Genomic DNA, 23,159 nt, shown 5'->3' on the forward strand with positions numbered 1-23,159 from the left:
CCATCAATCAGCATCTCGTCGATCGCGGATGCAGGGACCAGGGGCGCATCACATGACACCAGATAATGCGGAACAACCCATTCTTAGCCTCAGCCATATCGTTAAACGCTTTGGCGGCAACGTCGCGGTGAATGACGTCAGCCTGCAGGTGATGCCGGGCGAAGTCCTGGCCCTGCTGGGCGAAAATGGTGCGGGCAAATCGACGCTGATCAAAGTACTGGCCGGGGTTTACCCACGCGACGGTGGCGATATTCAGTTTCAAGGGGCCAGCATAGCCTCCGCCGCAGCAATAAAAAGTGACAACCGCCAGCCTATTGCCTTTATTCATCAGGATCTCGGGCTGATCGAGTGGATGACGGTGGCGGAAAATATGGCGCTGGTGATGGGTTTCCCACGCCGCTTCGGCCTGATCGACTGGCGTGCCAACCGTCGCCGCGCCGTTCAGGCACTGCAGGATGTCGGCATCGCGTTGGATCCCGATGCCAGAGTCTTCGAACTGTCGCGCACCGAAAAATCGCTGCTGGCGATCGCCCGTGCGGTCGCGGTTAACGCCGAACTGCTGGTGTTGGATGAACCCACCGCGTCCTTGCCCGCCAACGATGTGCGCCATTTGTTCGCGGTAATTAACCGGCTACGTGCCAAAAAGGTCGGCATGATTTACGTCACCCACCGGCTGGATGAAGTGATCGAGATCGCCGATCGGGTGTGTGTCATGCGCGACGGCCGCTACGTGGCAGGCGGCAATACTGCCGACTATTCGTTACGCGATCTGGTGCAGATGATCGTGGGTGAAGCGATGGCAGACGATCAGCGCGAACCCTTGCCGGAGGATCGCCCACCGGTGCTGCAGCTCAATAACGTGGCGGTAGGCGATATCGGCCCGGTCAGCTTCACTCTGCAGCCCGGAGAAATGCTGGCGCTGGCCGGCCTGCGCGGTGCCGGTCAGGAAGAGATTGGCCGGTTGCTGTTCGGCCTGCGTCACGCCGATGAGGGCGAAATCCGCTTTCGCGATCTGCCTTACACCGCCAGCAGCCCACAGCAAGCCATGGCCTGCGGCGTCTCGCTGGTTGCGGGGGATCGCACCGGCGAAAGCCTGGTGATGTCGATGAGCGTGCGTGAAAACCTGTTTATCAACCCTGTGGTCAGCGGTCACAAACTGCTGTCACGCTACAGCCGCCGGGCCGAGATTGGAGCCAGTTGGTGGAAAGTACAGCTGTTCGACGTGCGGCCCAAGGACGTCAATATCGATATCAGCGCCCTGTCCGGCGGTAACCAGCAAAAGGTGGTAATGGCGCGCTGGATGCACCTGGGCGCCCCGCTGCTGATCCTGGAAGACCCCACCGCTGGCGTAGACGTGGGTGCACGGGCAGAAATCTATCATCTGTTAAATAAATCTCTGGAAGACGGCGTGGCGGTATTGGTGATCTCCAACGACTTTGAGGAGATCGCCCATATCTGCAACCGCGCACTGGTGTTTAACCGGGGAAAAGTGGTCGGCGAGCTGAAAAATCAGCAGGTGTCATTCGCCAATTTATTGGAGCTGGCCTCCGCCAGCGCCGGGGAAACCCTCGCGACAACGTTAGAATCTGAGGTGGGTCATGTCTAAAACATCTGTTAAATCAACGGCACTGGAGCAAAGAGTCAGCCTGTCACAGGACGGTACCGGCCCGTGGCTGATGCAGGTTCTCACCCGCTACGGCCTGCTGCTGCTGTGCATTGCGCTGGTGATCCTGTTTTCGCTGATCTCCCCCTCGTTCGCTTCAATGCTAACGCTGCAGGCAATCCTCTCCAGCAAGGCCAAGATCGCCCTGCTGGCGCTGGCGGCGACCATCCCGATGATCGTCGGCAAGATTGACCTTAACGTCGGCTTCGGCATCGTGCTTTGGCATATCCTGGCCATCACGCTGCAGGTGGAATACGGCTTTTCGTGGCAGATGGCGGTGCTGACGGTGCTGGTACTCTCCGCGCTGTACGGCCTGTTGAACGGTATTCTGGTGGCGCTGGCGGATATCGACAGCTTTGTCGCCACCCTGGGCTCCGGCACCGTGCTGTACGCCATTGCGCTGTGGCACTCCGGCGGGCGACAGATCGTCGGCGATCTGCCTGACGCCTTTACCGCCCTGCACCACACCGAGATCGGCGGGATCCCGATCGTGGCCTTCTACGTGTTGATCGTCGCGGTGGTGCTGTGGTTGGTCACCGAACACACCCCACTGGGACGTTGCATGTACGCGGTGGGCGGTAACCCGGCGGCCGCGCGGCTGAATGGCATTCCGGTCAATCGCTTTACCATCGGCGCCTTTATTGCCTCCAGCGTGCTGACCGGCTTTAGCGGAGTGTTGATCGCCGCCGAGCAAGGGGTTGGCCAGGCCAGCGTCGGCATGGACTACCTGTTACCGGCGCTGGTTGGCGCCTTCCTCGGCAGTACCACTATTCGTCCCGGCCGGGTTAACGTCTGGGGCACCGTAGTCGGCATCGCCATTCTGGCCATCGGCATCGCCGGTATCCAGCAATTCGGCGGCGATTTCTGGGTCGAACCGCTGTTTAACGGCGCGACGCTGTTGCTGTCGATCACCCTGGCGGGTTATGCCCAGCGCCGCCGGTTACTCAATCAAAAAGCGGTACAACGCAGCCCAGCCACTCCGGCTGATAAAAATAACCAAAAAGCGATCAATCCTTAACCAGGAGTTCACCCTATGAAACGTCTTTGGATATTACCGACTACCCTGCTGCTGGCCGGCGCGGCCTCATCCGCCTGGGCCGATGCCTATCTTGATCAAGCCACGGCGGCGGTCACCAAGGCCACTGCCAGCGTGACCCAATGGGACGGGCCAACCAGCGGACCGAAGCTACAGGCCAACAAGAAAATCATCTTTATCGCTTCGGACATGAAAAACGGCGGTGTGCAGGGAGTGCAGGAAGGACTGAGTGAAGCGGCGAAAGCGGCCGGCTGGAAATTGGAAACCCTGGACGGCGGCGGCTCGGTAAAAGATCAGCTGGCGTCGCTGAACCAGGCGATTGCCCAGAAGCCGGACGGCATCGTTATTGGCGGCTGGAACCCGAACGTGGCCAAGATCCCGCTGCAGAAAGCCATCCAGCAAGGAATAGTGCTGGCCGCCTGGCATGCGGTGCCTGAGCCGGGACCGATCGCCAAGTACAACGTGTTTTACAATGTCACCTCCGACTCCAACGAAGTGGCGCGCATCGCTGCCCAATATGCGGTGGTGCAGTCCGGCGGCAAGGCCAGCGTGCTGATCTTTACCGATTCGCTGTACCAAATCGCGTTGGACAAGGCCAATGTAATGAAAGAGGAAATCGGTAAATGCAGCGGCTGCAAGGTGGTTGAGTTTATTGACACCCCGCTGGCCGATACCGCTAACCGCATGCCAACCATGACCTTCAGCCTGCTGCAAAAATACGGCGACCAGTTCCAGTACGCGCTAGCCATCAACGATCTGTATTTTGATTTCATGGCACCGGCGCTGAAAACCGCCGGTAAAGGCGGCAAGAATGCGCCCTACAGCATCTCTGCCGGCGACGGCTCTATTTCTGCCTACCAGCGCATCCGTTCCGGGGGCAGTCAGTCGGCCACGGTACCGGAACCGCTCAAACTGCACGGCTGGCAGCTGCTGGACGAGTTCAACCGCGCCTTCGCCAAACAGCCGCCTTCCGGCTACGTTACCCCGGCGCATCTGGTGACCCGCGACAATATCACTGCCGACGGTGGCAGCAGCAATCTGTATGACCCGCAGAATGATTATCAGGGCCACTACAAAGCCATTTGGGGCGTGAAGTAAGCGGAGGTCAGCATGATTGAACTGATGGCGGATCACCCGCTTGAACGCCTGTGCTCACCGGCCATTTGGGCCGAGGGGCCGGTGTGGCTGCCGCAGCAGGATGCGGTGGTGTTCAGCGATGTGAAGGGCAACCGCATGTTCCGCTGGTCGCGACAGGGGGAACTGAGCCTGTGGCGCTCCCCGTCGCACTACGCCAATGGCAATGCGCGCGACGCCGAAGGCCGGGTGGTCAGTTGCGAGCATGGGCGGCGCGGCATCAGCCGTACTGAAAGTAACGGCGAGGTACAGATGCTGGTCGATCGGGTGGATGGCAAGCGTTTCAACTCCCCCAATGACCTGGCGGTTCGCTCCGACGGCACCCTTTGGTTTACCGATCCGCCCTATGGCATTACCGGTAATGAAGAGGGCTACAGGTCGGAAAGCCAGGTGATCGGCTGCTACCTGTACTGTTTTGACCCGCGCGACGGCTCGCTGAACATTGCCGCCAGCGATCTACAACGGCCGAACGGCCTGGCGTTCTCACCGGATGAGTCGCTGCTGTATGTGGCAGACATGTCGATCGTCGATTTCCCGACCCTCGGGCGCAGTGAGCTGCGAGTGTATCAGGTCAACGGACGCGAACTGGAAGCCGGTCGGCGTTTTGCCCAGGTTGCGCCCGGTTTTCCGGACGGTTTTTGTGTCGACAGGGCCGGAAACCTGTTTTGCAGCTGTGCCGACGGGGTGCTGATCTTCGACAACCAGGGTAAACAGCTCGGTAAAATCAATCTGCCGGAACGCGTCTCTAACTGCACCTTCGGCGGGCCGGACGGCAATGAGTTATACATTACCGCTACTACCTCGTTATACCGCATGGTGCTGAATACTCGCGGATAATGGGCAAAAATGAAGATCGCAGAGCGGGCCTGTTCCGCTCTGCTTTGCCACGTCTGAAACACGCCAGCAGGCCAAAACGTGCCGCCGATCACAAATTCACCAAGTTAATTTAACACACTGTTTTATATAAATAACTTTCTCCCCCCTCGCTTTGACTTCATCTAACCGCAGGTATAGCATTTATTTGAAATGCAATTTCGCATAATGAAATTTAAAGAACACAAAACAAACAAATGCGCCGTAGCGGAGAATCAGCATGAGAGTGAGTTACCCCGATCTGAAACAGCAATTCAAACGCGTGCTACTGGCGCGGGGCGTGGCCGAAACCACCGCCGATGACTGTGCCGGTATGTTCGCCGACACCTCCGCCAGCGGCGTTTACTCCCACGGCGTTAACCGTTTCCCCCGCTTTATCCAACAGTTGGACGCGGGTGATATCGTGCCGGACGCCGAACCCAGCAAGCTGCTGTCGCTGGGTGCCATTGAGCAGTGGGACGCCCATCAGGGCATCGGTAACCTCACCGCCCGCAAAATGATGGATCGCGCCATGCAGTTAGCCGACAGTCACGGCATCGGCCTGGTGGCCCTGCGTAACGCCAACCATTGGATGCGCGGTGGCGGCTACGGCTGGCAAGCGGCGGAGAAAGGATATATCGGCATTTGCTGGACCAATTCGGCAGCCGTGATGCCGCCCTGGGGGGCCAAAGAGTGCCGTATCGGCACCAACCCGTTGATCGTGGCGGTACCGGGCAACCCGATCACCATGGTGGATATGTCGATGTCGATGTTCTCCTATGGCGCGCTGGAGCTGAACCGGCTGGCGGGCAAAACCCTGCCGGTGGACGGCGGCTTTGACAATGACGGACAGTTGACGCGCGATCCCGCCACCATTGAAGAAAACCGGCGCATTCTGCCGATGGGCTACTGGAAAGGATCGGCGCTGTCTATCGTGCTGGATATGATCGCCACCCTGCTGTCCGGCGGCTCTTCGGTGGCGGAAGTGACCGAAGACAACCGCGATGAGTACGGCGTGTCGCAGGTGTTTATCGCCATTGAGATCGAACGGCTGATCGACGGTGCCACCCGCGATGCAAAACTACAGCGCATCATGGACTACATCACCAGCGCCGAACGTGATAACCCAGAAGTGGCTATCCGCCTGCCGGGCCATAAATTCCCGCGCATTCATGCAGAAAACATGCGTGACGGCATCCCGGTGGATGAGCGCATCTGGGCGCGCATTCAGGCGCTGTAACAGGAGAATAACCATGATCTTCGGCCATATCGCCCATACCTCACCGGAGCAGTATCCGGCACCGGTGGCTAGCGCCATCGCCTATTTGCAAAGTACCGACTTTGGCGCCCTGCCCGCCGGACGCTATCAAGATCCCGCCACCGGCTACGTGGTGCAGGTGCTGGATCTGCACACCCAACAGCCGGGCGATCTGCGGCCCGAAGTACACCGCAAAAATGTCGATGTGCAGTTTCTGGTCAGCGGCACCGAATTGATCGGCGTGGCAGCCGATCGCGGCGATAACCTGATCCACCAGGAGTTACTGGCGCAGCGCGACATCATTTTTTATCAGGAGGTCGCGGATGAATCCTGGTTAACCATGCAGCCCGGTAACTTTGCGGTATTTTTCCCGCAGGACGTTCATCGCCCAGCCTGCATTAATCAACAGCCCGGCGCTATTCGTAAAGTGGTGGTGAAAATACCGCTGGAATTATTTAGCGCCTAACCGACAGCAAAGAAATTAAAGATAAAAAAACATCGGCCTGCGGGCCGTTGCGGGCGCCCCTACGCCTTAAACCACCAAAACAATAAAATCTGACTCTACAGGTGTACATATGAACACTGCCTCTGTTTCTGTCACTCAAGGCCAGGCGATCCCTAAATTACGCTGGTTGCGGATCGTGCCGCCGATCCTGATTACCTGCATCATTTCCTATATGGACCGGGTGAATATCGCCTTCGCCATGCCCGGCGGCATGGATGCCGAGCTGGGTATCACCGCCTCGATGGCCGGGCTGGCCGGCGGCATCTTCTTTATCGGTTATCTGTTCCTGCAGGTGCCCGGCGGCAAGCTGGCGGTGTACGGCAACGGCAAAAAATTCATCGGCTGGTCGCTGCTGGCCTGGGCGATCATTTCGGTGCTGACCGGGCTGGTCAGTAACCAGTACCAACTGCTGTTCCTGCGCTTTGCCCTGGGCGTCTCCGAGGGCGGCATGCTGCCGGTGGTGCTGACCATGATCAGCAACTGGTTCCCGGACAAGGAACGCGGGCGCGCCAATGCCATCGTCATCATGTTCGTGCCGATTGCCGGTATTCTCACCGCCCCGCTGTCCGGCTGGATCATCACCGTCTGGGACTGGCGCATGCTGTTCCTGGTGGAAGGCGCGCTGTCGCTGGTGGTGATGGTGCTGTGGTATTTCACCATCAGCAACCGCCCGCAGGAGGCAAGGTGGATTTCAGCAGCGGAAAAAGACTACCTGATCAAAACGCTGCATGACGAACAACTGCTGATCAAAGGCAAAACGGTGCGCAACGCCTCGCTGCGCCGGGTACTAGGCGACAAGATCATGTGGCAACTGATCCTGGTGAACTTCTTCTACCAAACCGGGATTTATGGCTACACCCTGTGGCTGCCTACCATCCTCAAGGGGCTGACCAACGGCAATATGGAGCAGGTGGGAATGTTGGCGATCCTGCCTTATATCGGCGCCATCTTCGGCATGCTGGTGATTTCCTCACTTTCTGATCGTACCGGTAAACGCAAAATCTTCGTCGCACTGCCGCTGGCCTGCTTCGCCATCTGTATGGCGCTGTCGGTACTGTTGAAGGATCACATCTGGTGGTCCTATGCCGCGCTGGTCGGCTGCGGCGTATTCATCCAGGCGGCGGCCGGGGTGTTCTGGACCATTCCGCCCAAACTGTTCAACGCCGAAGTGGCCGGTGGCGCACGCGGTGTGATCAACGCGCTGGGCAATCTGGGCGGCTTCTGTGGCCCCTATATGGTCGGCGTATTGATCAGCCTGTTCAGCAAGGACGTCGGCGTTTACAGCCTGGCGGTATCGCTGGCCATCGCCTCGGTACTGGCGCTGATGCTACCGAACAAATGCGACCAAAGTGCGAGGGCCGAATAATGGACTATTGGCTGGGACTGGACTGCGGCGGCACCTTTATCAAGGCTGGGCTGTATGACCGTCAGGGTGCTGAGTTGGGTATCGCTCGCCGCAACCTGGAGATTATCTCGCCCCAGCCCGGCTGGGCGGAACGGGAAATGCCCGCGCTGTGGCACACCGCTGCCGAGGTGATCCGTGAGCTGCTGACCCGCAACCAGATTGCCGCCGGAGATATTCAGGCAGTCGGCATCTCGGCGCAGGGCAAAGGCGCGTTTCTGCTGGACAAGCAAGGTCTGCCGCTGGGCAACGCCATGCTGTCCTCCGATCAGCGCGCGCTGACGCTGGTGCAGGAATGGCAAAAACAGGGCGTGCCGCAAGCGCTGTATCCGCAGACCCGGCAAACCCTGTGGACCGGTCACCCGGTGTCGTTACTGCGTTGGGTTCGACAACATCAGCCGGAACGTTATCGCCAGATTGGCAGCGTGCTGATGGCGCACGATTACCTGCGCTACTGCCTGACCGGCGAGTTGGCCTGTGAAGAAACCAATATCTCCGAATCCAATCTTTACCAAATGGCAGAGGGTCGCTATGACCCGGCGCTGGCACAGCTGCTGGGCATTGGCGACATCATGCCCACCCTGCCGCCGATTGTCGGTTCGGCCGAAATCGCCGGACGGATCAACGCCGCCGCTGCAAAGGCAACCGGGCTATTGCCAGGTACGCCGGTGGTCGGCGGGCTGTTCGACGTGGTGTCCACCGCGCTGTGCGCTGGGTTACGGGACGAAACGCGGCTCAACGCAGTAATGGGCACCTGGTCGGTCACCAGCGGTATTACCGACAAAATCACCGAAGGTTTCGACTACCCGTTTGTCTATGGCCGCCACGCCGAGGCCGATCAATACATTGTGCACGAAGCCAGCCCGACCTCGGCCGCCAACCTGGAATGGTTCTGCCGCCAATGGGGACTGCAGGACTACGCCCAGCTCAACGACTGGGTGGCAACGCTGCCGAAGGCCGACAGCAGCCTGCTGTTTGTTCCCTTCCTGTACGGCTCCAACGCCGGATTGGGCCTGAGCGCCAGCTTCCATGGCCTGCAGGCCTTCCACCAGCGCGAACATCTGGTGCAGGCAATTTACGAAGGCGTGGTGTTCTGCCATATGACCCACCTCAACCGCATGCGGCAACGCTTCCCTGCGGCTACTGCGCTGCGCGTCACCGGTGGCCCGGCCAAATCCGCCCCCTGGATGCAAATGTTCGCCGACGTCAGCGGCCTGCCGGTGGAACTGCCGCAGGTGGAAGAAACCGGCTGCCTGGGTGCGGCCATGGCGGCAATGGTCGGCAGCGGCGTATTCAGTGATTTCACTGCCGCCCAGCGAGCGCTGGCACCGCGCATCGAACGGGTGCTGCCGGATACCGCAACAGCAGAGGCTTACGGTAAAAAATATCAGCGTTATCAGGCGCTGGTAGCAACGCTGCAAACGCTAAATCAACCCGGTCAGGAGGCTCTATGAGCAATAAACCGCGCCTGCAACTGGCGCTCGATCACACCCGGCTGGACGCCGCCCTGCAGACGGCAGAACGCCTGCGACCGCATGTCGACATCATCGAGGCCGGTACCATTTTATGCATCAGCGCCGGTATTCAGGCGGTGAGCGCGCTGCGTGAACGCTGCCCGCAACATACGCTGGTGGCCGACCTGAAAGTGGCCGATGCCGGCGGCACGCTGGCACAGCAGGCCTTCAGCCACGGCGCCAACTGGATGACGGTGATCTGCGCCGCCCCGTTAGCCACCATGGCCAGTGCGCTGGAAGTGGCGCAACAACACCAGGGGGAGATCCAGATTGAGCTGTTCGGCCGCTGGACGCTGGACGACGCCCGGCAGTGGCGCGAACTCGGTATCCGCCAGGCGATCTACCACCGTGGCCGCGACGCGCAGGCCAGCGGGCAAACCTGGAGCCCACAAGATTTGGATCTGATGAAAGCCCTGTCGGATCTGGGCATTGAGCTGTCGGTCACCGGTGGCATCACACCGACCGACTTACCGCTGTTTAAAGACATCGCCGTCACCGCCTTTATCGTCGGCCGGGCGCTGGCGGAGGCCGCCGATCCGCTGGCCGCCGCCGGTCAGTTCCGCACCGTCATTGATGACATCTGGAGAAGTTAATATGCGCCAGCACCCGTTGGGAATCTATGAAAAAGCCCTGCCGAAGCACCTGACCTGGCCCGAGCGGCTGGCGCTGGCCAAGGCCTGCGGTTTTGATTTTGTCGAAATGTCGGTGGATGAAAGTGACGAACGACTGGCACGCCTGAGCTGGAGCAAGGAACAGCGGCTGTCGCTGGTCAGCGCCATGCTGGAAACCGGTATCAGCATCCCGTCGATGTGCCTGTCCGGCCACCGCCGCTTTCCATTCGGCAGTCATGACGATGCGCTGCGCCAGCGCGCCTTCGAGGTGATGGAACAGGCGATTCAACTGGCGAAGGACGTGGGTATCCGCACCATTCAGCTCGCCGGTTATGACGTCTATTACGAGCAGCAGGATGAAAGCACCCTCGCCCGCTTTACCGAAGGCATGCAATGGGCGGTCGAACGCGCCGCCGCCGCCCAGGTGATGCTGGCAGTGGAAATCATGGACACCGCGTTTATGAACTCGATCAGCAAGTGGAAAGCCTGGGACGCCTGCCTGGCATCGCCGTGGTTCACGGTCTATCCGGACGTCGGCAATCTCAGCGCCTGGGGCAATGACGTGGCGCAGGAGCTGGCGCTGGGTATTGATCGCATCGCCGCTATCCATCTGAAAGACACCTATCCGGTCACCGAAAGCTCGCCAGGACAGTTCCGCGATGTGCCGTTTGGCGAAGGCTGTGTCGACTTCGTCACCGTGTTCCGCACGCTGAAACAGCTTAACTATCGCGGTGCTTTCCTGATCGAAATGTGGACCGAAAAAGCCGAAGAACCGGTGGCCGAAATCGTTCAGGCACGCCGTTGGATAGAACAAAAAATGCAACAAGGGGGTATGACATGCTAACGCTGCCGCAACTGAAACAACAGGTACTGGAAGCCAACCTCGACCTGCCGCGCCACAATCTGGTGACCTTCACCTGGGGCAACGTCAGCGCGGTGGATCGCGAACGCGGGCTGGTGGTAATCAAACCTTCCGGCGTGGAATATGAACACATGGCGGCCGGGGACATGGTGGTGGTCGATCTCACCAGTGGGCAAACCGTCGAGGGCACCAAAAAGCCCTCTTCGGACACCGCCACCCATCTGGCGCTGTACCGCGAATTTGCCGATATTGGCGGCATCGTGCACACCCATTCACGCCACGCCACCATCTGGGCGCAGGCCGGACTGGACATCCCCGCCTGGGGCACTACCCACGCCGACTACTTCTACGGTGCCATTCCCTGCACCCGGCTAATGACCGAGGCCGAAATTGCGCAGGATTACGAACTGGAGACCGGCAAGGTGATTATCGACACCTTCCGTCGCCGCGGTATCAGCCCGAACGCCATTCCGGCAGTGCTGGTCAACTCACACGGTCCCTTCGCCTGGGGCAAGGACGCACACAGCGCGGTGCACAACGCGGTGGTGCTGGAAGAAATTGCCTATATGGGGATTTTCTCGCGCCAGCTGACGCCGGGCATCAGCAGCATGCAGCCCGCGCTGCTGGATAAACACTACCTGCGTAAGCATGGCAAGAATGCTTACTATGGGCAGTAGATTGGCCGGGGCCCCATGATGGTTTTCGGGGCTTAACACTCTCTAATCGCGGTAAAAGTGCACGGCAATGTTTTTATCACCTACCGCCTTTTTCAGCCCCTCTGGCGCAATAACCTTGCCAATGGGGGTGTAGCTGTAGGATGTCTGAAACGTTTCGTAGAAAAGAACCAGGGTCTGGTGGCCGTAGAGCATCAGATCCCCTGTATGGAGGGCTCCCGGTCTGCTCTGGCGGGTGGGTAAGGTATGATCGAGATCGGCAAATTTCTCATTGCCGTTAAGCTCTTCCATGTTGAGCGTCAGAGGGAGTTGTTCAACAAAAACCTTGGCTGCCGCTGTATCCGACAACGAAATTTCGTATGTCTGCTGATTGATACTCATATTGATTGTCATAGGATTTTCCTTTTCCGTCTGACCTGGGGTAATGGCATAAACGGGAAACAGGCCATTCGCGACCAGGCAAAGTAACAGAAAGCACGGTTTATTCATTCCACCTCCTCCGAAATATGCCGCGCCTTTTCGGGCGCGGCTTTTGTCATTATTTCAGGTTAGTCTTGAAGAACGATGTCAGCTTAGCAAAAGGGATCAGGTCAGTGCGGTCATACAGATCGACATGGCCAGCCCCTGGAACCACAAACAGTTCCTTCGGCTGCCCGGCGCGTTTATACGCATCTTCACTGAATTCTTTCGAATGTGCCTGGTCGCCAGTAATAAACAGCATTGGGCGTGGTGAAATGGTTTCAATATCATTGAACGGATAGAAATTCATAAACTTGCCGATACTGCTCAACACAGGCTTCGTAGTCAGTTCCTCTTTATCGCCCTTAGGCGTGTAGCCGCCGCGCTCAGTACGGTAGAAGTCAAAGAATTCACGCTGGATTGCCGGTGTAGAATCATCCAGCTTATTAACCGTTCCAGGGATGTAAACCGTAGCGCCGCCTTTAAATTCGGCAAATCGCTGTTCGATGGCAGACTTAATAAAGGCCTGGCGTTGTGCTAACGACTGAGAATGATTCAGTCCATTACGGAAAGCTGAGCCCATATCGTACATGCTGACCGTGGCGATCGCTTTCATGCGAGGGTCTATTTTGGCGGCGCTAATAACAAAGCTGCCACTGCCGCAAATACCCAACACACCGATTTTCTCTGGATCTACATACGACTGCGTGCTCAGGTAATCGACTGCCGCGCTGAAGTCGTCAGCATAGATTTCCGGCGAGATTAAGTGCTGCGGTTTACCTTCACTTTCCCCCCAAAATGACAGATCAATCGCCAACGTCACAAACCCCTGTTCCGCCAGTTTTTGCGCGTACAGGTTTGAACTCTGCTCTTTCACTGCGCCCATCGGGTGGCCAATAACGATCGCCGGATTTTTCACATGACGGTTGATCTCTTTCGGAATAAACAGATTGCCGACGACGTTCATCTGGTACTGATTTTTGAAGGTCACTTTTTCCAGTATGACCTTATCGCTTTGGTAGAAGTTGTCCGCGCCATTGGACATATCGGCAGCAGTGACGGCGAACGAGCTGATTAACAGCCCCAGCGCCAGGGTCATATTTTTCATGAAGCTAATCCTCTAATGTGTGTTGTGTTTTTGACGTGCGGTGAGAAAGGTCAGTGCGGCCGCGATGAGAAGCAACCCGCCGCTCAGGGCAAATGTGCTTTGCCAGCCGAGATGGTCAAATGCAAAGCCACCGGCGGTGGATCCCAGTGCTATGGCAAGCTGAATGGCTGCCACCATCAGCCCGCCCCCCGCCTCCGCATCATTCGGCAGCGTTCGTGCGACCCATGCCCACCATCCGGTTGGTGCGGCAGTCGCAATCAGTCCCCAGATACCCAGCAAGGGGGCAACTACCCAAACGCTGTGCCCGACCAGGATCAACATCCCGGCAATGCTCGCCATCAGCAGAGGAATGGCAATCAGTGTCGGGTAAAAACCGGCTTTCAAAAATGCGCCAATGACCAGTGTGCCAATAAAACCCGCCACGCCGATGATGAGCAGAATGAGGGTTAAGGTGCTGACATCGACCCGGGTCACCGTCTCAAGGAACGGGCGTAGGTAGGTAAATAGCGCGAACTGGCCCATGAAGAACAGTCCACAAGCCAACAGGCCAGTAGGTACACCGGGGTAGCTGAACAGACGAAAAATAGAGCCGCGTGACTGGCGACCTTTATCGGCTGCCATTGAGGGCAGGCTGAACCACTGCCAGATGAAGGCCACTATCGCCACCGGCAACAAGCAGAAAAAGGCCCCGCGCCAGCCGATGGTTGCCCCCAGATAGCTACCCAAAGGTGCTGCCACAACGGTAGCCAGCGCATTACCCCCGTTAAAAATGGCTAATGCGCGTGGCACCAGACGCTGAGGGACCAGGCGAATGGCGGTCGCAGCGGACATCGACCAGAATCCCCCGATAGCGATACCAATCAGCGCTCGCCCCACCATATAGACCAGGTAGCTGGAGGACAGGGAGATAATCATCCCCGACATTGCCATCAGAACCGTCATCCCCAACAGAAGAGCTTTACGGTTCAGATTTCCGACAACGCTGGACATTGTCAGGCTGGTCAATAGCGCCAGCCCCCCGGAAATGGCAATACCCTGCCCTGCCAAGCCCTCAGTCACGCCCAGGTCCCTGGCAATGGGTGTCAGCAAGCTGACCGGCATAAATTCCGATGCAATCAGCACAAACACACACAGGGTCATGGCAAAAACGCCGCTCCAGCATGCGCGCTCTTGGTTATGCAGTATTTCACGGCTCAATGTGGACATAATCAACCTCTCTGACGCTCCCCTGGCCAAATTCAGGCAAGCCGGGGGCGGACGCTATTCACCGGAATAGCGACTCAAAATGTGTATCAAGAATGAAGAGCAATAGTTGTTTATCGCCGGGGTTATCTCTTACTGAAATTTTCACACGACCGGTGTAGGCTGACTAGCTAATGAATACTTAATGGGCTTATAAGCTGTGGTTATTAATCCTGAGGGCCTCGCTAATGAAACGTAACCTGAATGACCTGCTTTATTTCGTTACCGTGGCCCGTGAAGGGAGCTTTACGCGTGCAGCGGCTCATCTGGGTGTGACGCAACCGGCTCTCAGCCAGGCGATTTCGGCCCTGGAAGAGCGTATGCAAATCCGCCTACTCACCCGAACCACCCGGAGCGTCTCGCCTACGGTTGCCGGAGAACGTCTCTTGCAGGCTATCGGTAATCGCTTCGACGAGATTGAAGCTGAGCTGGATATGCTCACGGAGCTGCGCGATAAACCCGCAGGCACCGTGCGAATCACCTGCGGCCCGGATGTCCTGCGCACCACACTGCTGCCAAAACTGACGCCGCTGCTGCATGAATACCCGGATATCCGTATCGAGTTCGATGCTAACCACGGCTTCCGCGATATCGTCGCCGACCGTTTTGATGCCGGGGTTCGCCTGGGAGATACCATCGATAAGGATATGATTGCCCTGCCCATCGGCCCGAAATTACGCATGGCGGCCGTCGCCTCGCCGGACTATTTCTCACGTTATCCCATCCCGCAAACGCCTCATGAACTGACGCAACATCAATGCATTAATCAGCGCATGGTCAGGTCAGGCGGGCTCTATGTCTGGGATTTCGATCAGGATGGGGGCGATCTGAATGTGCGGGTGAGCGGACAGCTTACGTTCAATACATCCGAACATATTGTCGATACGGCGCTGGCAGGCTTGGGCATTGCTTTTCTTCCGGAAGAAGAGTTTGGCTCACACATCAGGGAGGGCCGCCTGCTCCGGGTCCTCGAAGCCTGGTGTCAGCCTTTTCCCGGATACTACCTCTACTATCCCAGTCGCAAGCAAGTCTCTCCCGCATTTTCATTGGTGGTTGATGCCCTGCGCATATCCCGGAAACGACAACCGGCAAATTTAATCAAATGAAACAGAGAACTGAGATAACCCTTCTGGCTCTAAAATTGTTGGCATTATCCTTTCGTCACAACGCCAGCTTATGACAGCAAGCTGCCCACAGGCGGTTTTGAACGATACAGGGTCGTCATTCGCCTGTCGGTTTAAAATTCGTTATCATCCGCACCCACTCTCCCTCTGGTTGGCCTGATGTCCAAGATTATCGATACCTTTATTGCCCCACCCTGCCATGACCAGATCGAGATCCTCTATCAGGACGAGAGTCTGGTGCTGATCAATAAACCCACCGGGTTACTCAGCCTGTCGGGGAAGAATCCGCAAAATCTCGATTCAGTGCATCATCGGCTGGTACAGCAATTCCCCGGCTGTACTTTGATCCACCGCCTGGATTTCGGTACTTCCGGGCTGATGGTGATTGCCCGCAATAAGGCTATCAATGCCGCCCTCTGCCAACAGTTCAGCCAGCGTACAGTGACCAAAGTGTACAGCGCACTGCTGTGTGGACATCTGGACCACAATGAAGGGGTGATAGACGCAGCGATTGCCAAAGACCCGGCGCTGTTCCCGCTGATGTCGATTTGCGCCATCCACGGCAAGCCCGCTCGCTCCGGCTATCATGTCATTGAACGCTTTTACCACAAGTTGGAAGACGGGAGGTCACTGCCATTGACGCGGGTACAGCTAACCCCGGAAACCGGGCGCACCCATCAACTGCGCATCCACTGCCAGCAGTTGGGCCACCCTATTTTGGGCTGTGACCTGTATGGCGGTCGCCTGCTGCCGGGTACCGAACAGACCCCGCGGTTGATGCTGCACGCCAGTGAGCTGCATTTTGTTCATCCTATCAGCCAAGAGCCGATCAAAGCCCATAATGCCAGCCCGTTCTGAACGCGAAAGTATCTATACTTAGCGCCACCTGCCTCCCCCGCGTGAAAACCCGCAAAAGATCATCGGCTTCCCCCGTAACATCGCTGCAAGCCCCAGACTCTGGTGTATACTCGGGGCTCTACGCCATGCAAGCCAAAGCGGCTTTGGATCAGGCCCGTTTCAGCAAGAACCTGACGCCTACATTGCCCTCCAGCCAGCTCCACACCAGCCCAATTTAGTGGAACCTCCATGAGCCAAAACACCGCTCGTATCAGTGAGATCATCGACAACGCGAAGATCTCGCCTTACCAGATCCTGATCCTCAGCCTGTGTTTTCTAATCGTCCTGCTGGACGGTTTTGATACCGCCATCATTGGCTATATCGCCCCCGCCCTGCGCGAAGAGTGGGATCTGCTGCCTGCGCAGTTATCCCCCGCCTTTGGTGCCGGGTTGTTCGGTCTGCTGCTCGGCAGTTTGATCTTCGGTCCGGTCGCTGATGCCATTGGCCGCAAACGCGTGCTGCTGGTCTCGATACTGATCTTTGGCGGGGGCACTCTGGCCTCGGCCTATACCCATTCCATCGAGTCGCTGACCCTGCTGCGTTTAATCACCGGTATTGGTTTGGGTGGCGCAATGCCCACCTGTATCACCCTCAGTTCGGAGTACTCCCCGGCACGGCGGCGGATGATCATGGTCACCCTGAGTTGGAGCGGTTTCACCGCTGGTCTGGCCCTGGGCGGCCTGCTGGCCGGGCAGATTATTCCGGTGTTCGGCTGGCGTGGTGTGCTGATGTTGGGTGGCATAGCGCCGTTATTGCTGCTGCCGTTGCTGGCCTGGCAGATGCCCGAATCGGTACGCTTTATGACTTCCAGCCCAAAACATGCCGATAGGTTACGTCTGGTGGTCGAACGCATTACTGGTAAAAGCTGGGCCGGCGTGGCGATTATCGATGAAGAGTGCCCAACGCAGGTCAGATCGCCGATATCGCACCTGTTCATCGAAGGCCGCGCGGTGCGTACCCTGCTGCTGTGGCTGGCCTTCTTCTGCTCGCTGTTCGTGTTTTACCAGCTTACCAGTTGGCTGCCGAGCCTTCTCAAGGATGCCGGTTACGATATCGTCCACGCATCACGCATTGGGGCGATGGTGCCACTGGGCGGGACTCTCGGGGCCATCCTGATGGCACTGCTGATGGACCGCGTTGGGCCTTACCGGGTGTTGGCCCTGTCCTACCTGGGTGCCGCGATGGTTGTCGGTGCCACCGGCTATTTGATGGGAGACGTCTATACGCTGGCCGCTACCGTGTTCCTCATCGGTTTCGGCGTGGCTGGTGCACAGAACGGTTTGAATCTGGTTTCCGCCACTATCTACCCCACTGCGGCTCGCGTCACTGGGGTAAGTTGGGCGATGGCCAGCGGCCGCTTCGGTTCCATCGTCGGTTCGATGCTCGGAGCCTGGATGATTGCCGCTGCGGGTTCCTCTGAAGTGTTCTTTATCTGGCTGGCGCTGCCGGTGTTGGTGGGCTCTGCCGCCATCTTCCTGCTCTACCGGCTCAGTTTGAGTCACCGGGCATCTGCGACTGACTCTGCATTACCCAACTGACCCAATAAAAAAGGGGCCTGGGCCCCTTTGCGTTATTCCGCTTTCGCGGTGGTCGCATCGTTGCGATACAGATGAACGTCCATCTGCGGGAACGGAATACCGATGTTGTTGGCATCCAGCGCGCGCTTGAAGTTCTCCATCAGATCGAAGTACACGTTCCAGTACTCGGCATTGGTGGTCCAGGAACGGGTCACGAAGTTCAGTGAAGAAGGTGCCATCTCGTTCAGACGCACGGTCACGCCTTTGGCGTGCATGATGCGCTTGTCGGCGGCGATCACATCGCCCAGCACCTTTTTCACCACATCGATGTCCGCGTTATAAGCCACGCCGACCACGATATCCACACGGCGGTTCGGCTCGCGGGAATAGTTGATGATGTTACCGGCGATGATTTTACCGTTCGGTACCACGATGGTTTTGTTGTCTGCGGTGCGCAGCGTGGTGGAGAAAATCTGCACCTGGTCGACGGTACCGGCTACGCCGCCCAGATCAACATACTCACCGGCACGCAGTGGACGGAAGGCTACCAGCAATACGCCTGCGGCGAAGTTGGACAGCGAGCCCTGCAGCGCCAAACCGACGGCCAAACCGGCGGCACCCAGCACGGCGATCACCGAGGTGGTCTGTACGCCAACGCGCCCCAGCACAGCGATAAAGGTGAAGGCCAGAATGCCGTAACGCGCCATGGCCGACAGGAAATCCGCTACCGTGGCATCGATGCCGCGCAGCTTCATCACGCGGTTTACCGCATTGCTGACTATACGGGCAATGATCGAACCAATGATGAAAATAACGATCGCCGCGACGATGTTCACCGCATACTGAATCAATAAATCCTGGTTCTGCACCAGCCAGTTACCGGCACCGTTGATGCCGTCTACTACGTTCAGATCTTTCATTCGTGTCGTCCTAACTTTTCCCTAAGGGGATAAACTCGCAAAAAAGACTGACATAGGGCGTCAGTCGGAAACCACCGCCCTAGGTTAACTAACATTTCCGCAGCATGCCAACCGTAAGCGGTAAAAATAGCCGAACTTCCTCTATGCTGAACACAGCGCTATCACCTTTATCAGGATAAGGAACTTCGCTCGTTATGCACATTTCCTCATCGATTAAACACTATTGGCAGGTCCGCCCCAGGCTGCTGCTTTCCGTCGCTGCGGGTATCCTGTGTTATCTGCTGCTGCCGCACCGGCTCAATGAATTGCAACGATTGATGCTCGGCTGGAACACCTTGGCCTGGATTTATCTGTTGTCTCTCTGGCGGCTGATGCTGATCAGTACGCCGAAGCATATCCGCCAGCTCGCCCGCAGGCAGGATGAAAGTGCCAGCATGGTGCTGGCGCTGGTCAGTATCGGCTGTCTGGTGAGTATTCTGTCGATTCTGTTCGAGCTGAGTACCGCCAAGCAGGTCAGCGACTCGCTGAAAACGCTGCATCTGGTGCTGACCGGTGCCACGCTGGTGGTGTCCTGGCTACTGCTGCCCACCGCATTCACCATGCACTATGCTCATCAATTTTATCGTCAGGACGCACAGCAAGATCCGCTGCCTTTGCTGTTTCCCGGCGATCTCAAAGAACCGACCTATTGGGACTTCGCCTATTTCTCGTTCACCATTGCCGTGGCGTCGCAAACCGCCGACGTGGCGGTCGGCGCGGCCGAAGTGCGCAAAATCGCCCTGCTGCAATCGGTGATTTCCTTTGTCTTCAACCTGGTGATCCTGGGGCTGTCGATTAACGTCGGTGCCAGCCTGCTGGGCTAGAAACGAAAAAGGCTCCCCGAGGGGAGCCTTGATATCAGCAGCTAACCGAGATTACAGAACGTCTACTGCGTTCAGATCTTTGAAAGCCTGTTCCAGACGAGTAATCATCGAAGTCTGGGCTGAACGCAACCATACGCGTGGGTCGTAGTATTTCTTGTTCGGCTTGTCAGCACCTTCTGGGTTACCCAGTTGGCCTTGCAGATAGCCTTCGTTCTTTTTGTAGTACTGCAGGATGCCGTCCCAGGTTGCCCATTGGGTATCGGTATCGATGTTCATTTTGATCACGCCGTAACCTACGGACTCTTTGATCTCTGCGTCGCTAGAACCAGAACCGCCGTGGAACACGAAGTTCAGGCTGTTGTGCGGCAGGTTATATTTCTTGGAAACATAGTCCTGAGAATCACGCAGAATAGTCGGGGTCAGTTTCACGTTGCCTGGCTTATAAACGCCGTGCACGTTACCGAAGGACGCCGCGATAGTGAAACGTGGGCTGATCGCATTCAGTTTTTCGTAAGCGTAAGCCACGTCTTCTGGCTGAGTGTACAGGGAGGATGCGTCCATATGGCTGTTGTCCACGCCATCTTCTTCACCACCGGTGCAGCCCAGTTCGATTTCCAGGGTCATACCGATTTTCGCCATGCGAGTCAGGTATTTGCTGCAAATCTCGATATTTTCTTCCAGAGACTCTTCAGACAGGTCGATCATGTGGGAAGAGAACAGTGGTTTACCGGTAGTCGCGAAATACTTCTCGCCGGCGTCCAACAGGCCGTCAAGCCATGGCAGCAGTTTCTTCGCGCAGTGGTCGGTGTGCAGAATAACCGGCACGCCGTAATGCTCAGCCATCTGGTGAACATGGTGTGCACCGGAGATAGCGCCCAGAATTGCTGCACCCTGTGGAACGTCAGTCTTCACGCCTTTGCCGGCGATAAACGCGGCACCGCCGTTAGAGAACTGAACGATAACCGGAGCACGTACCTTCGCGGCTGTTTCCAGCACGGCGTTGATAGAGTCGGTACCTACACAGTTCACTGCTGGCAGAGCAAAGTTGTTCTCTTTAGCTACTGCGAATACTTTCTGAACGTCATCACCAGTGATGACACCCGGTTTTACGAAATCAAAAATTTTAGACATGTTACTTTGTCCTGTTTCGTCGGCCGTAGATGGATGTAAATCGATTTTTTCATGCCGCGCCGCCTATGCCGCGCGGTATAAAATAAACGGGCGACTTTCGCCTCCCGCTGTCTGAATTACTGCTTGGCGCGCTCTTCCAGCATTACTACTGCCGGTAACGCTTTACCTTCCACAAATTCAAGGAAAGCACCGCCGCCGGTAGAGATATAAGAGATTTTATCTTCAATACCGAACAGATCGATAGCCGCTAGCGTATCACCACCACCAGCGATAGAGAATGCATCGCTCTCTGCGATAGCGCGTGCAACAATTTCGGTGCCCCGGCGGAAGTTAGGGAACTCGAATACGCCAACCGGGCCATTCCACAGAATGGTTTTGGCTTCTTTCAGCAACTTGGCCATAGCCAGCGCGGTTTCGTCACCGAAGTCCATGATCTCTTCATCATCTTTCACTTCACTGACTTTTTTCAAGGTAGCAGGGGCAGTTTCAGAGAACTCCGTGCCTACGCGAGAATCGGTAGGAACCGGAATTTTAAACTCGTCACGCAGTTTTCTCGCTGCATCGACGAAGTCAGGTTCGTACAGGGATTTACCAACGTTGTTATCGATAGCCACGAAGGTGTTGGCGATACCGCCGCCCACGATCACCGTATCGGCGATTTTCACCAGCGAGTTCAGCACATCAAATTTGGTTGAAACCTTAGAACCACCCACCACGGCAACCATCGGACGAGCCGGGCTTTTCAGCGCTTTGCCCAGGGCTTCCAGTTCTGCTGACAGCAGCGGGCCCGCACAGGCGACTGGGGCGAACTTGCCCACGCCATGAGTGGAAGCCTGCGCACGGTGTGCAGTACCGAAGGCATCCATCACGTACACGTCACACAATGCCGCATATTTCCTGGACAGGGTTTCGTCGTCTTTTTTCTCGCCCTTGTTGAAACGGACGTTTTCCAGCACGACCAGTTCACCTTCTGCAACGTCAACACCTTCCAGGTAGTCTTTAGCCAGACGAACCGGAGCTTTCAGGTGGTCTTTCAGATAGTTAACAACAGGCAGCAGGGAGAATTCTTCGTTGTACTCGCCTTCGGTAGGACGACCCAGGTGGGAGGTTACCATCACGCGGGCGCCTTGTTTCAGCGCAGCTTCAATAGTCGGCAGGGAGGCACGGATACGTGCATCGGAAGTCACTTTACCGTCTTTCACTGGAACGTTCAGATCGGAGCGGATCAGAACGCGTTTACCGGCCAGATCCAGATCGGACATGTTAATTACAGACATGGTGAACCCTCTTGGTTGATTCTCTATAAACTATAAAGTTGCCTGGGCGGCGCATCGGTCATGCCAATGCCGCCGTACTAGAAACCGCTAGCGGCCATTGCCCGTGTTGTATCCAACATCCGGTTGGCAAAGCCCCATTCATTATCACACCAGACCAAGGTCTTGATCAGGTGCTGACCGCTGACCCGGGTCTGCGTACCGTCGACGATAGCGCTATGCGGGTCATGGTTAAAATCGATCGAGACTAATGGTAGTTCCGTATAGTCAACTATACCACGAAATGATCCCCGTGCGGCCATTTGCAACAGCTGGTTGACCTCTGCCACCTTCACCGCCGAGCTGACGCTGACGCTGAGATCGATGGCCGTCACGTTGATGGTTGGCACGCGCACCGAAATCGCTTCGAAACGATCGCAAAACTGCGGGAAGATACGGGTAATGCCCGCGGCCAGCTTGGTGTCGACCGGAATAATCGACTGGCTCGCCGCCCGGGTACGCCGCAAATCCTGATGATAGGCGTCTATCACCGGCTGATCGTTCATCGAAGAGTGAATGGTGGTCAGGGTGCCCGATTCGATGCTGTAGGCATCGTCCAGCAGCTTGATCACCGGAATAATGCAGTTGGTGGTGCATGACGCATTGGAAACAATGCGGTGTTCTGCCAGCAGCGTCTGATGGTTGACCCCAAACACAATAGTAGCATCCAGATCGTTACCGCCAGGGTGGGCGAACAACACTTTTTTCGCCCCCGCCGCCAGATGGGCTTCGCCATCCGCCCGGCTGCCGTACACACCGCTGCAATCCAGCACCACGTCGACGCCCAGCTCGCCCCAGGGAAGCTGTTCCACCGCCGGTTGATGCAACAAACGAATGGTGTCGTCCCCGACGGTTAGCATGTCGCATTCCTGGCGGACATCCCAGGCAAAGCGGCCATGGCTGGAGTCGTATTTCAGCAGGTGGGCCATCCCCTCGGCATTCGCCAATTCGTTGATCGCCACCACGGAAATTTCCGCTCTTCGTCCCGATTCATACAGTGCGCGTAAAACGCTGCGGCCTATGCGGCCAAAGCCGTTTATCGCTATGCGGATTGTCATGCTGCTCCTGAAAAA

The 23,159-nt window shown here is 57.1% G+C and carries 22 protein-coding genes; 15 read left to right on the plus strand and 7 right to left on the minus strand.

Annotated elements, in window-relative coordinates; genetic code table 11:
• The first annotated feature begins 52 nt into the window (after window positions 1-52).
• The 11 genes from F8R23_RS20905 (at window position 53) to araD (ending at window position 11,514) form a co-directional block, all read left to right on the plus strand.
• Window positions 53-1,606 (plus strand): sugar ABC transporter ATP-binding protein, encoded by a 1,554-nt coding sequence (locus tag F8R23_RS20905; RefSeq protein ID WP_112347307.1) that lies wholly within the window; start codon window positions 53-55, stop codon window positions 1,604-1,606.
• A complete protein-coding gene (locus F8R23_RS20910) occupies window positions 1,599-2,681 on the plus strand; it encodes an ABC transporter permease (RefSeq protein WP_151415956.1) in 1,083 nt (360 codons plus the stop codon). Before F8R23_RS20905 ends, F8R23_RS20910 begins: the two co-directional genes overlap by 8 nt.
• A gap of 15 nt (window positions 2,682-2,696) precedes the next feature.
• On the plus strand, window positions 2,697-3,797 hold the full coding sequence (locus tag F8R23_RS20915) for an ABC transporter substrate-binding protein (protein ID WP_129937032.1): 1,101 nt from the start codon (window positions 2,697-2,699) through the stop codon (window positions 3,795-3,797).
• 12 nt (window positions 3,798-3,809) lie between these two features.
• On the plus strand, window positions 3,810-4,670 hold the full coding sequence (locus F8R23_RS20920; protein ID WP_129937031.1) for an SMP-30/gluconolactonase/LRE family protein: 861 nt from the start codon (window positions 3,810-3,812) through the stop codon (window positions 4,668-4,670).
• A 256-nt stretch (window positions 4,671-4,926) separates the two neighbouring features.
• Entirely contained in the window at window positions 4,927-5,925 is a 999-nt protein-coding gene (yiaK, locus tag F8R23_RS20925) for a 3-dehydro-L-gulonate 2-dehydrogenase (protein WP_112347311.1), read from the plus strand.
• 13 nt (window positions 5,926-5,938) lie between these two features.
• The gene (locus tag F8R23_RS20930; RefSeq protein ID WP_129937029.1) at window positions 5,939-6,409 is read left to right on the plus strand and encodes a NanQ anomerase/TabA/YiaL family protein; all 471 of its coding nucleotides are present in this window, start codon (window positions 5,939-5,941) and stop codon (window positions 6,407-6,409) included.
• A 109-nt stretch (window positions 6,410-6,518) separates the two neighbouring features.
• Complete coding sequence (locus F8R23_RS20935) at window positions 6,519-7,814, plus strand: MFS transporter (protein WP_129937028.1); 1,296 nt, start codon at window positions 6,519-6,521, stop codon at window positions 7,812-7,814.
• Complete coding sequence (locus F8R23_RS20940) at window positions 7,814-9,304, plus strand: FGGY-family carbohydrate kinase (RefSeq protein WP_151415957.1); 1,491 nt, start codon at window positions 7,814-7,816, stop codon at window positions 9,302-9,304. The genes F8R23_RS20935 and F8R23_RS20940 overlap by 1 nt, the downstream gene beginning before the upstream one ends.
• Window positions 9,301-9,957 (plus strand): 3-keto-L-gulonate-6-phosphate decarboxylase UlaD, encoded by a 657-nt coding sequence (gene ulaD, locus F8R23_RS20945; RefSeq protein ID WP_112347315.1) that lies wholly within the window; start codon window positions 9,301-9,303, stop codon window positions 9,955-9,957. Before F8R23_RS20940 ends, ulaD begins: the two co-directional genes overlap by 4 nt.
• Window position 9,958: 1 nt before the next feature.
• Window positions 9,959-10,819, plus strand: coding sequence for an L-ribulose-5-phosphate 3-epimerase (locus F8R23_RS20950; protein WP_129937026.1), 861 nt, complete (start codon window positions 9,959-9,961; stop codon window positions 10,817-10,819).
• Window positions 10,813-11,514, plus strand: a complete 702-nt coding sequence (gene araD, locus F8R23_RS20955; protein ID WP_129937025.1) for an L-ribulose-5-phosphate 4-epimerase — start codon at window positions 10,813-10,815, stop codon at window positions 11,512-11,514. The genes F8R23_RS20950 and araD overlap by 7 nt, the downstream gene beginning before the upstream one ends.
• Before the next feature lie 42 nt (window positions 11,515-11,556).
• Here the strand turns inward: araD and F8R23_RS20960 are convergent, their stop codons facing one another.
• From F8R23_RS20960 to F8R23_RS20970, 3 genes are read right to left on the minus strand one after another with little or no spacing between them, the layout of a single operon-like run.
• Window positions 11,557-12,000 (minus strand): cyclophilin-like fold protein, encoded by a 444-nt coding sequence (locus tag F8R23_RS20960; RefSeq protein WP_165367308.1) that lies wholly within the window; start codon window positions 11,998-12,000, stop codon window positions 11,557-11,559.
• A gap of 49 nt (window positions 12,001-12,049) precedes the next feature.
• On the minus strand, window positions 12,050-13,078 hold the full coding sequence (locus F8R23_RS20965) for an alpha/beta hydrolase (RefSeq protein ID WP_129937024.1): 1,029 nt from the start codon (window positions 13,076-13,078) through the stop codon (window positions 12,050-12,052).
• Window positions 13,079-13,090: 12 nt separating this feature from the next.
• The gene (locus F8R23_RS20970) at window positions 13,091-14,284 is read right to left on the minus strand and encodes an MFS transporter (RefSeq protein WP_129937820.1); all 1,194 of its coding nucleotides are present in this window, start codon (window positions 14,282-14,284) and stop codon (window positions 13,091-13,093) included.
• Between the two features lie 224 nt (window positions 14,285-14,508).
• Between F8R23_RS20970 and F8R23_RS20975 the strand changes: the two genes are divergently transcribed.
• The 3 genes from F8R23_RS20975 to F8R23_RS20985 all read left to right on the plus strand — a co-directional run bounded on the left by F8R23_RS20975 (window position 14,509) and on the right by F8R23_RS20985 (window position 17,880).
• A complete protein-coding gene (locus F8R23_RS20975) occupies window positions 14,509-15,426 on the plus strand; it encodes a LysR family transcriptional regulator (protein WP_151415958.1) in 918 nt (305 codons plus the stop codon).
• A gap of 177 nt (window positions 15,427-15,603) precedes the next feature.
• A complete protein-coding gene (locus F8R23_RS20980; protein ID WP_129937818.1) occupies window positions 15,604-16,302 on the plus strand; it encodes an RluA family pseudouridine synthase in 699 nt (232 codons plus the stop codon).
• Between the two features lie 228 nt (window positions 16,303-16,530).
• Window positions 16,531-17,880, plus strand: coding sequence for an MFS transporter (locus tag F8R23_RS20985; RefSeq protein ID WP_151415959.1), 1,350 nt, complete (start codon window positions 16,531-16,533; stop codon window positions 17,878-17,880).
• A gap of 32 nt (window positions 17,881-17,912) precedes the next feature.
• Here F8R23_RS20985 and mscS read toward each other — a convergent pair whose 3' ends face one another.
• Window positions 17,913-18,779 carry a small-conductance mechanosensitive channel MscS gene (gene mscS / locus F8R23_RS20990; RefSeq protein WP_085118980.1) on the minus strand — a complete coding sequence of 289 codons (867 nt, stop codon included), beginning with the start codon at window positions 18,777-18,779 and terminating at the stop codon, window positions 17,913-17,915.
• Between the two features lie 194 nt (window positions 18,780-18,973).
• Between mscS and F8R23_RS20995 the strand changes: the two genes are divergently transcribed.
• Window positions 18,974-19,642 carry a DUF1345 domain-containing protein gene (locus F8R23_RS20995; RefSeq protein ID WP_129937019.1) on the plus strand — a complete coding sequence of 223 codons (669 nt, stop codon included), beginning with the start codon at window positions 18,974-18,976 and terminating at the stop codon, window positions 19,640-19,642.
• A gap of 51 nt (window positions 19,643-19,693) precedes the next feature.
• On the opposite strand, the gene fbaA is transcribed toward F8R23_RS20995, so the two are convergent.
• The 3 genes from fbaA to epd form a co-directional block, all read right to left on the minus strand.
• On the minus strand, window positions 19,694-20,773 hold the full coding sequence (gene fbaA, locus F8R23_RS21000) for a class II fructose-bisphosphate aldolase (protein ID WP_099065300.1): 1,080 nt from the start codon (window positions 20,771-20,773) through the stop codon (window positions 19,694-19,696).
• Between the two features lie 116 nt (window positions 20,774-20,889).
• Window positions 20,890-22,050: a phosphoglycerate kinase gene (pgk, locus tag F8R23_RS21005; RefSeq protein WP_099065299.1), complete on the minus strand. Its 1,161-nt coding sequence runs from the start codon at window positions 22,048-22,050 to the stop codon at window positions 20,890-20,892.
• A 77-nt stretch (window positions 22,051-22,127) separates the two neighbouring features.
• Window positions 22,128-23,144 carry an erythrose-4-phosphate dehydrogenase gene (gene epd / locus F8R23_RS21010; RefSeq protein WP_017893895.1) on the minus strand — a complete coding sequence of 339 codons (1,017 nt, stop codon included), beginning with the start codon at window positions 23,142-23,144 and terminating at the stop codon, window positions 22,128-22,130.
• Window positions 23,145-23,159 lie beyond the last annotated feature (15 nt).

It is taken from the genome of Serratia proteamaculans, assembly GCF_008830365.1.
GTDB classification, from domain to species: Bacteria; Pseudomonadota; Gammaproteobacteria; order Enterobacterales; family Enterobacteriaceae; genus Serratia; species Serratia proteamaculans.

Excerpts from the sequence above, each read along its gene's own strand:
- F8R23_RS20905 (WP_112347307.1), top strand. The coding sequence starts at position 53 with ATGACACCAGATAATGCGGAACAACCCATTCTTAGCCTCAGCCATATC.
- F8R23_RS20910 (WP_151415956.1), top strand. The coding sequence starts at position 1,599 with ATGTCTAAAACATCTGTTAAATCAACGGCACTGGAGCAAAGAGTCAGC.
- F8R23_RS20915 (WP_129937032.1), top strand. The coding sequence starts at position 2,697 with ATGAAACGTCTTTGGATATTACCGACTACCCTGCTGCTGGCCGGCGCG.
- F8R23_RS20920 (WP_129937031.1), top strand. The coding sequence starts at position 3,810 with ATGATTGAACTGATGGCGGATCACCCGCTTGAACGCCTGTGCTCACCG.
- yiaK (WP_112347311.1), top strand. The coding sequence starts at position 4,927 with ATGAGAGTGAGTTACCCCGATCTGAAACAGCAATTCAAACGCGTGCTA.
- F8R23_RS20930 (WP_129937029.1), top strand. The coding sequence starts at position 5,939 with ATGATCTTCGGCCATATCGCCCATACCTCACCGGAGCAGTATCCGGCA.
- F8R23_RS20935 (WP_129937028.1), top strand. The coding sequence starts at position 6,519 with ATGAACACTGCCTCTGTTTCTGTCACTCAAGGCCAGGCGATCCCTAAA.
- F8R23_RS20940 (WP_151415957.1), top strand. The coding sequence starts at position 7,814 with ATGGACTATTGGCTGGGACTGGACTGCGGCGGCACCTTTATCAAGGCT.
- ulaD (WP_112347315.1), top strand. The coding sequence starts at position 9,301 with ATGAGCAATAAACCGCGCCTGCAACTGGCGCTCGATCACACCCGGCTG.
- F8R23_RS20950 (WP_129937026.1), top strand. The coding sequence starts at position 9,959 with ATGCGCCAGCACCCGTTGGGAATCTATGAAAAAGCCCTGCCGAAGCAC.
- araD (WP_129937025.1), top strand. The coding sequence starts at position 10,813 with ATGCTAACGCTGCCGCAACTGAAACAACAGGTACTGGAAGCCAACCTC.
- F8R23_RS20960 (WP_165367308.1), bottom strand. The coding sequence starts at position 12,000 with ATGAATAAACCGTGCTTTCTGTTACTTTGCCTGGTCGCGAATGGCCTG.
- F8R23_RS20965 (WP_129937024.1), bottom strand. The coding sequence starts at position 13,078 with ATGAAAAATATGACCCTGGCGCTGGGGCTGTTAATCAGCTCGTTCGCC.
- F8R23_RS20970 (WP_129937820.1), bottom strand. The coding sequence starts at position 14,284 with ATGTCCACATTGAGCCGTGAAATACTGCATAACCAAGAGCGCGCATGC.
- F8R23_RS20975 (WP_151415958.1), top strand. The coding sequence starts at position 14,509 with ATGAAACGTAACCTGAATGACCTGCTTTATTTCGTTACCGTGGCCCGT.
- F8R23_RS20980 (WP_129937818.1), top strand. The coding sequence starts at position 15,604 with ATGTCCAAGATTATCGATACCTTTATTGCCCCACCCTGCCATGACCAG.
- F8R23_RS20985 (WP_151415959.1), top strand. The coding sequence starts at position 16,531 with ATGAGCCAAAACACCGCTCGTATCAGTGAGATCATCGACAACGCGAAG.
- mscS (WP_085118980.1), bottom strand. The coding sequence starts at position 18,779 with ATGAAAGATCTGAACGTAGTAGACGGCATCAACGGTGCCGGTAACTGG.
- F8R23_RS20995 (WP_129937019.1), top strand. The coding sequence starts at position 18,974 with ATGCACATTTCCTCATCGATTAAACACTATTGGCAGGTCCGCCCCAGG.
- fbaA (WP_099065300.1), bottom strand. The coding sequence starts at position 20,773 with ATGTCTAAAATTTTTGATTTCGTAAAACCGGGTGTCATCACTGGTGAT.
- pgk (WP_099065299.1), bottom strand. The coding sequence starts at position 22,050 with ATGTCTGTAATTAACATGTCCGATCTGGATCTGGCCGGTAAACGCGTT.
- epd (WP_017893895.1), bottom strand. The coding sequence starts at position 23,144 with ATGACAATCCGCATAGCGATAAACGGCTTTGGCCGCATAGGCCGCAGC.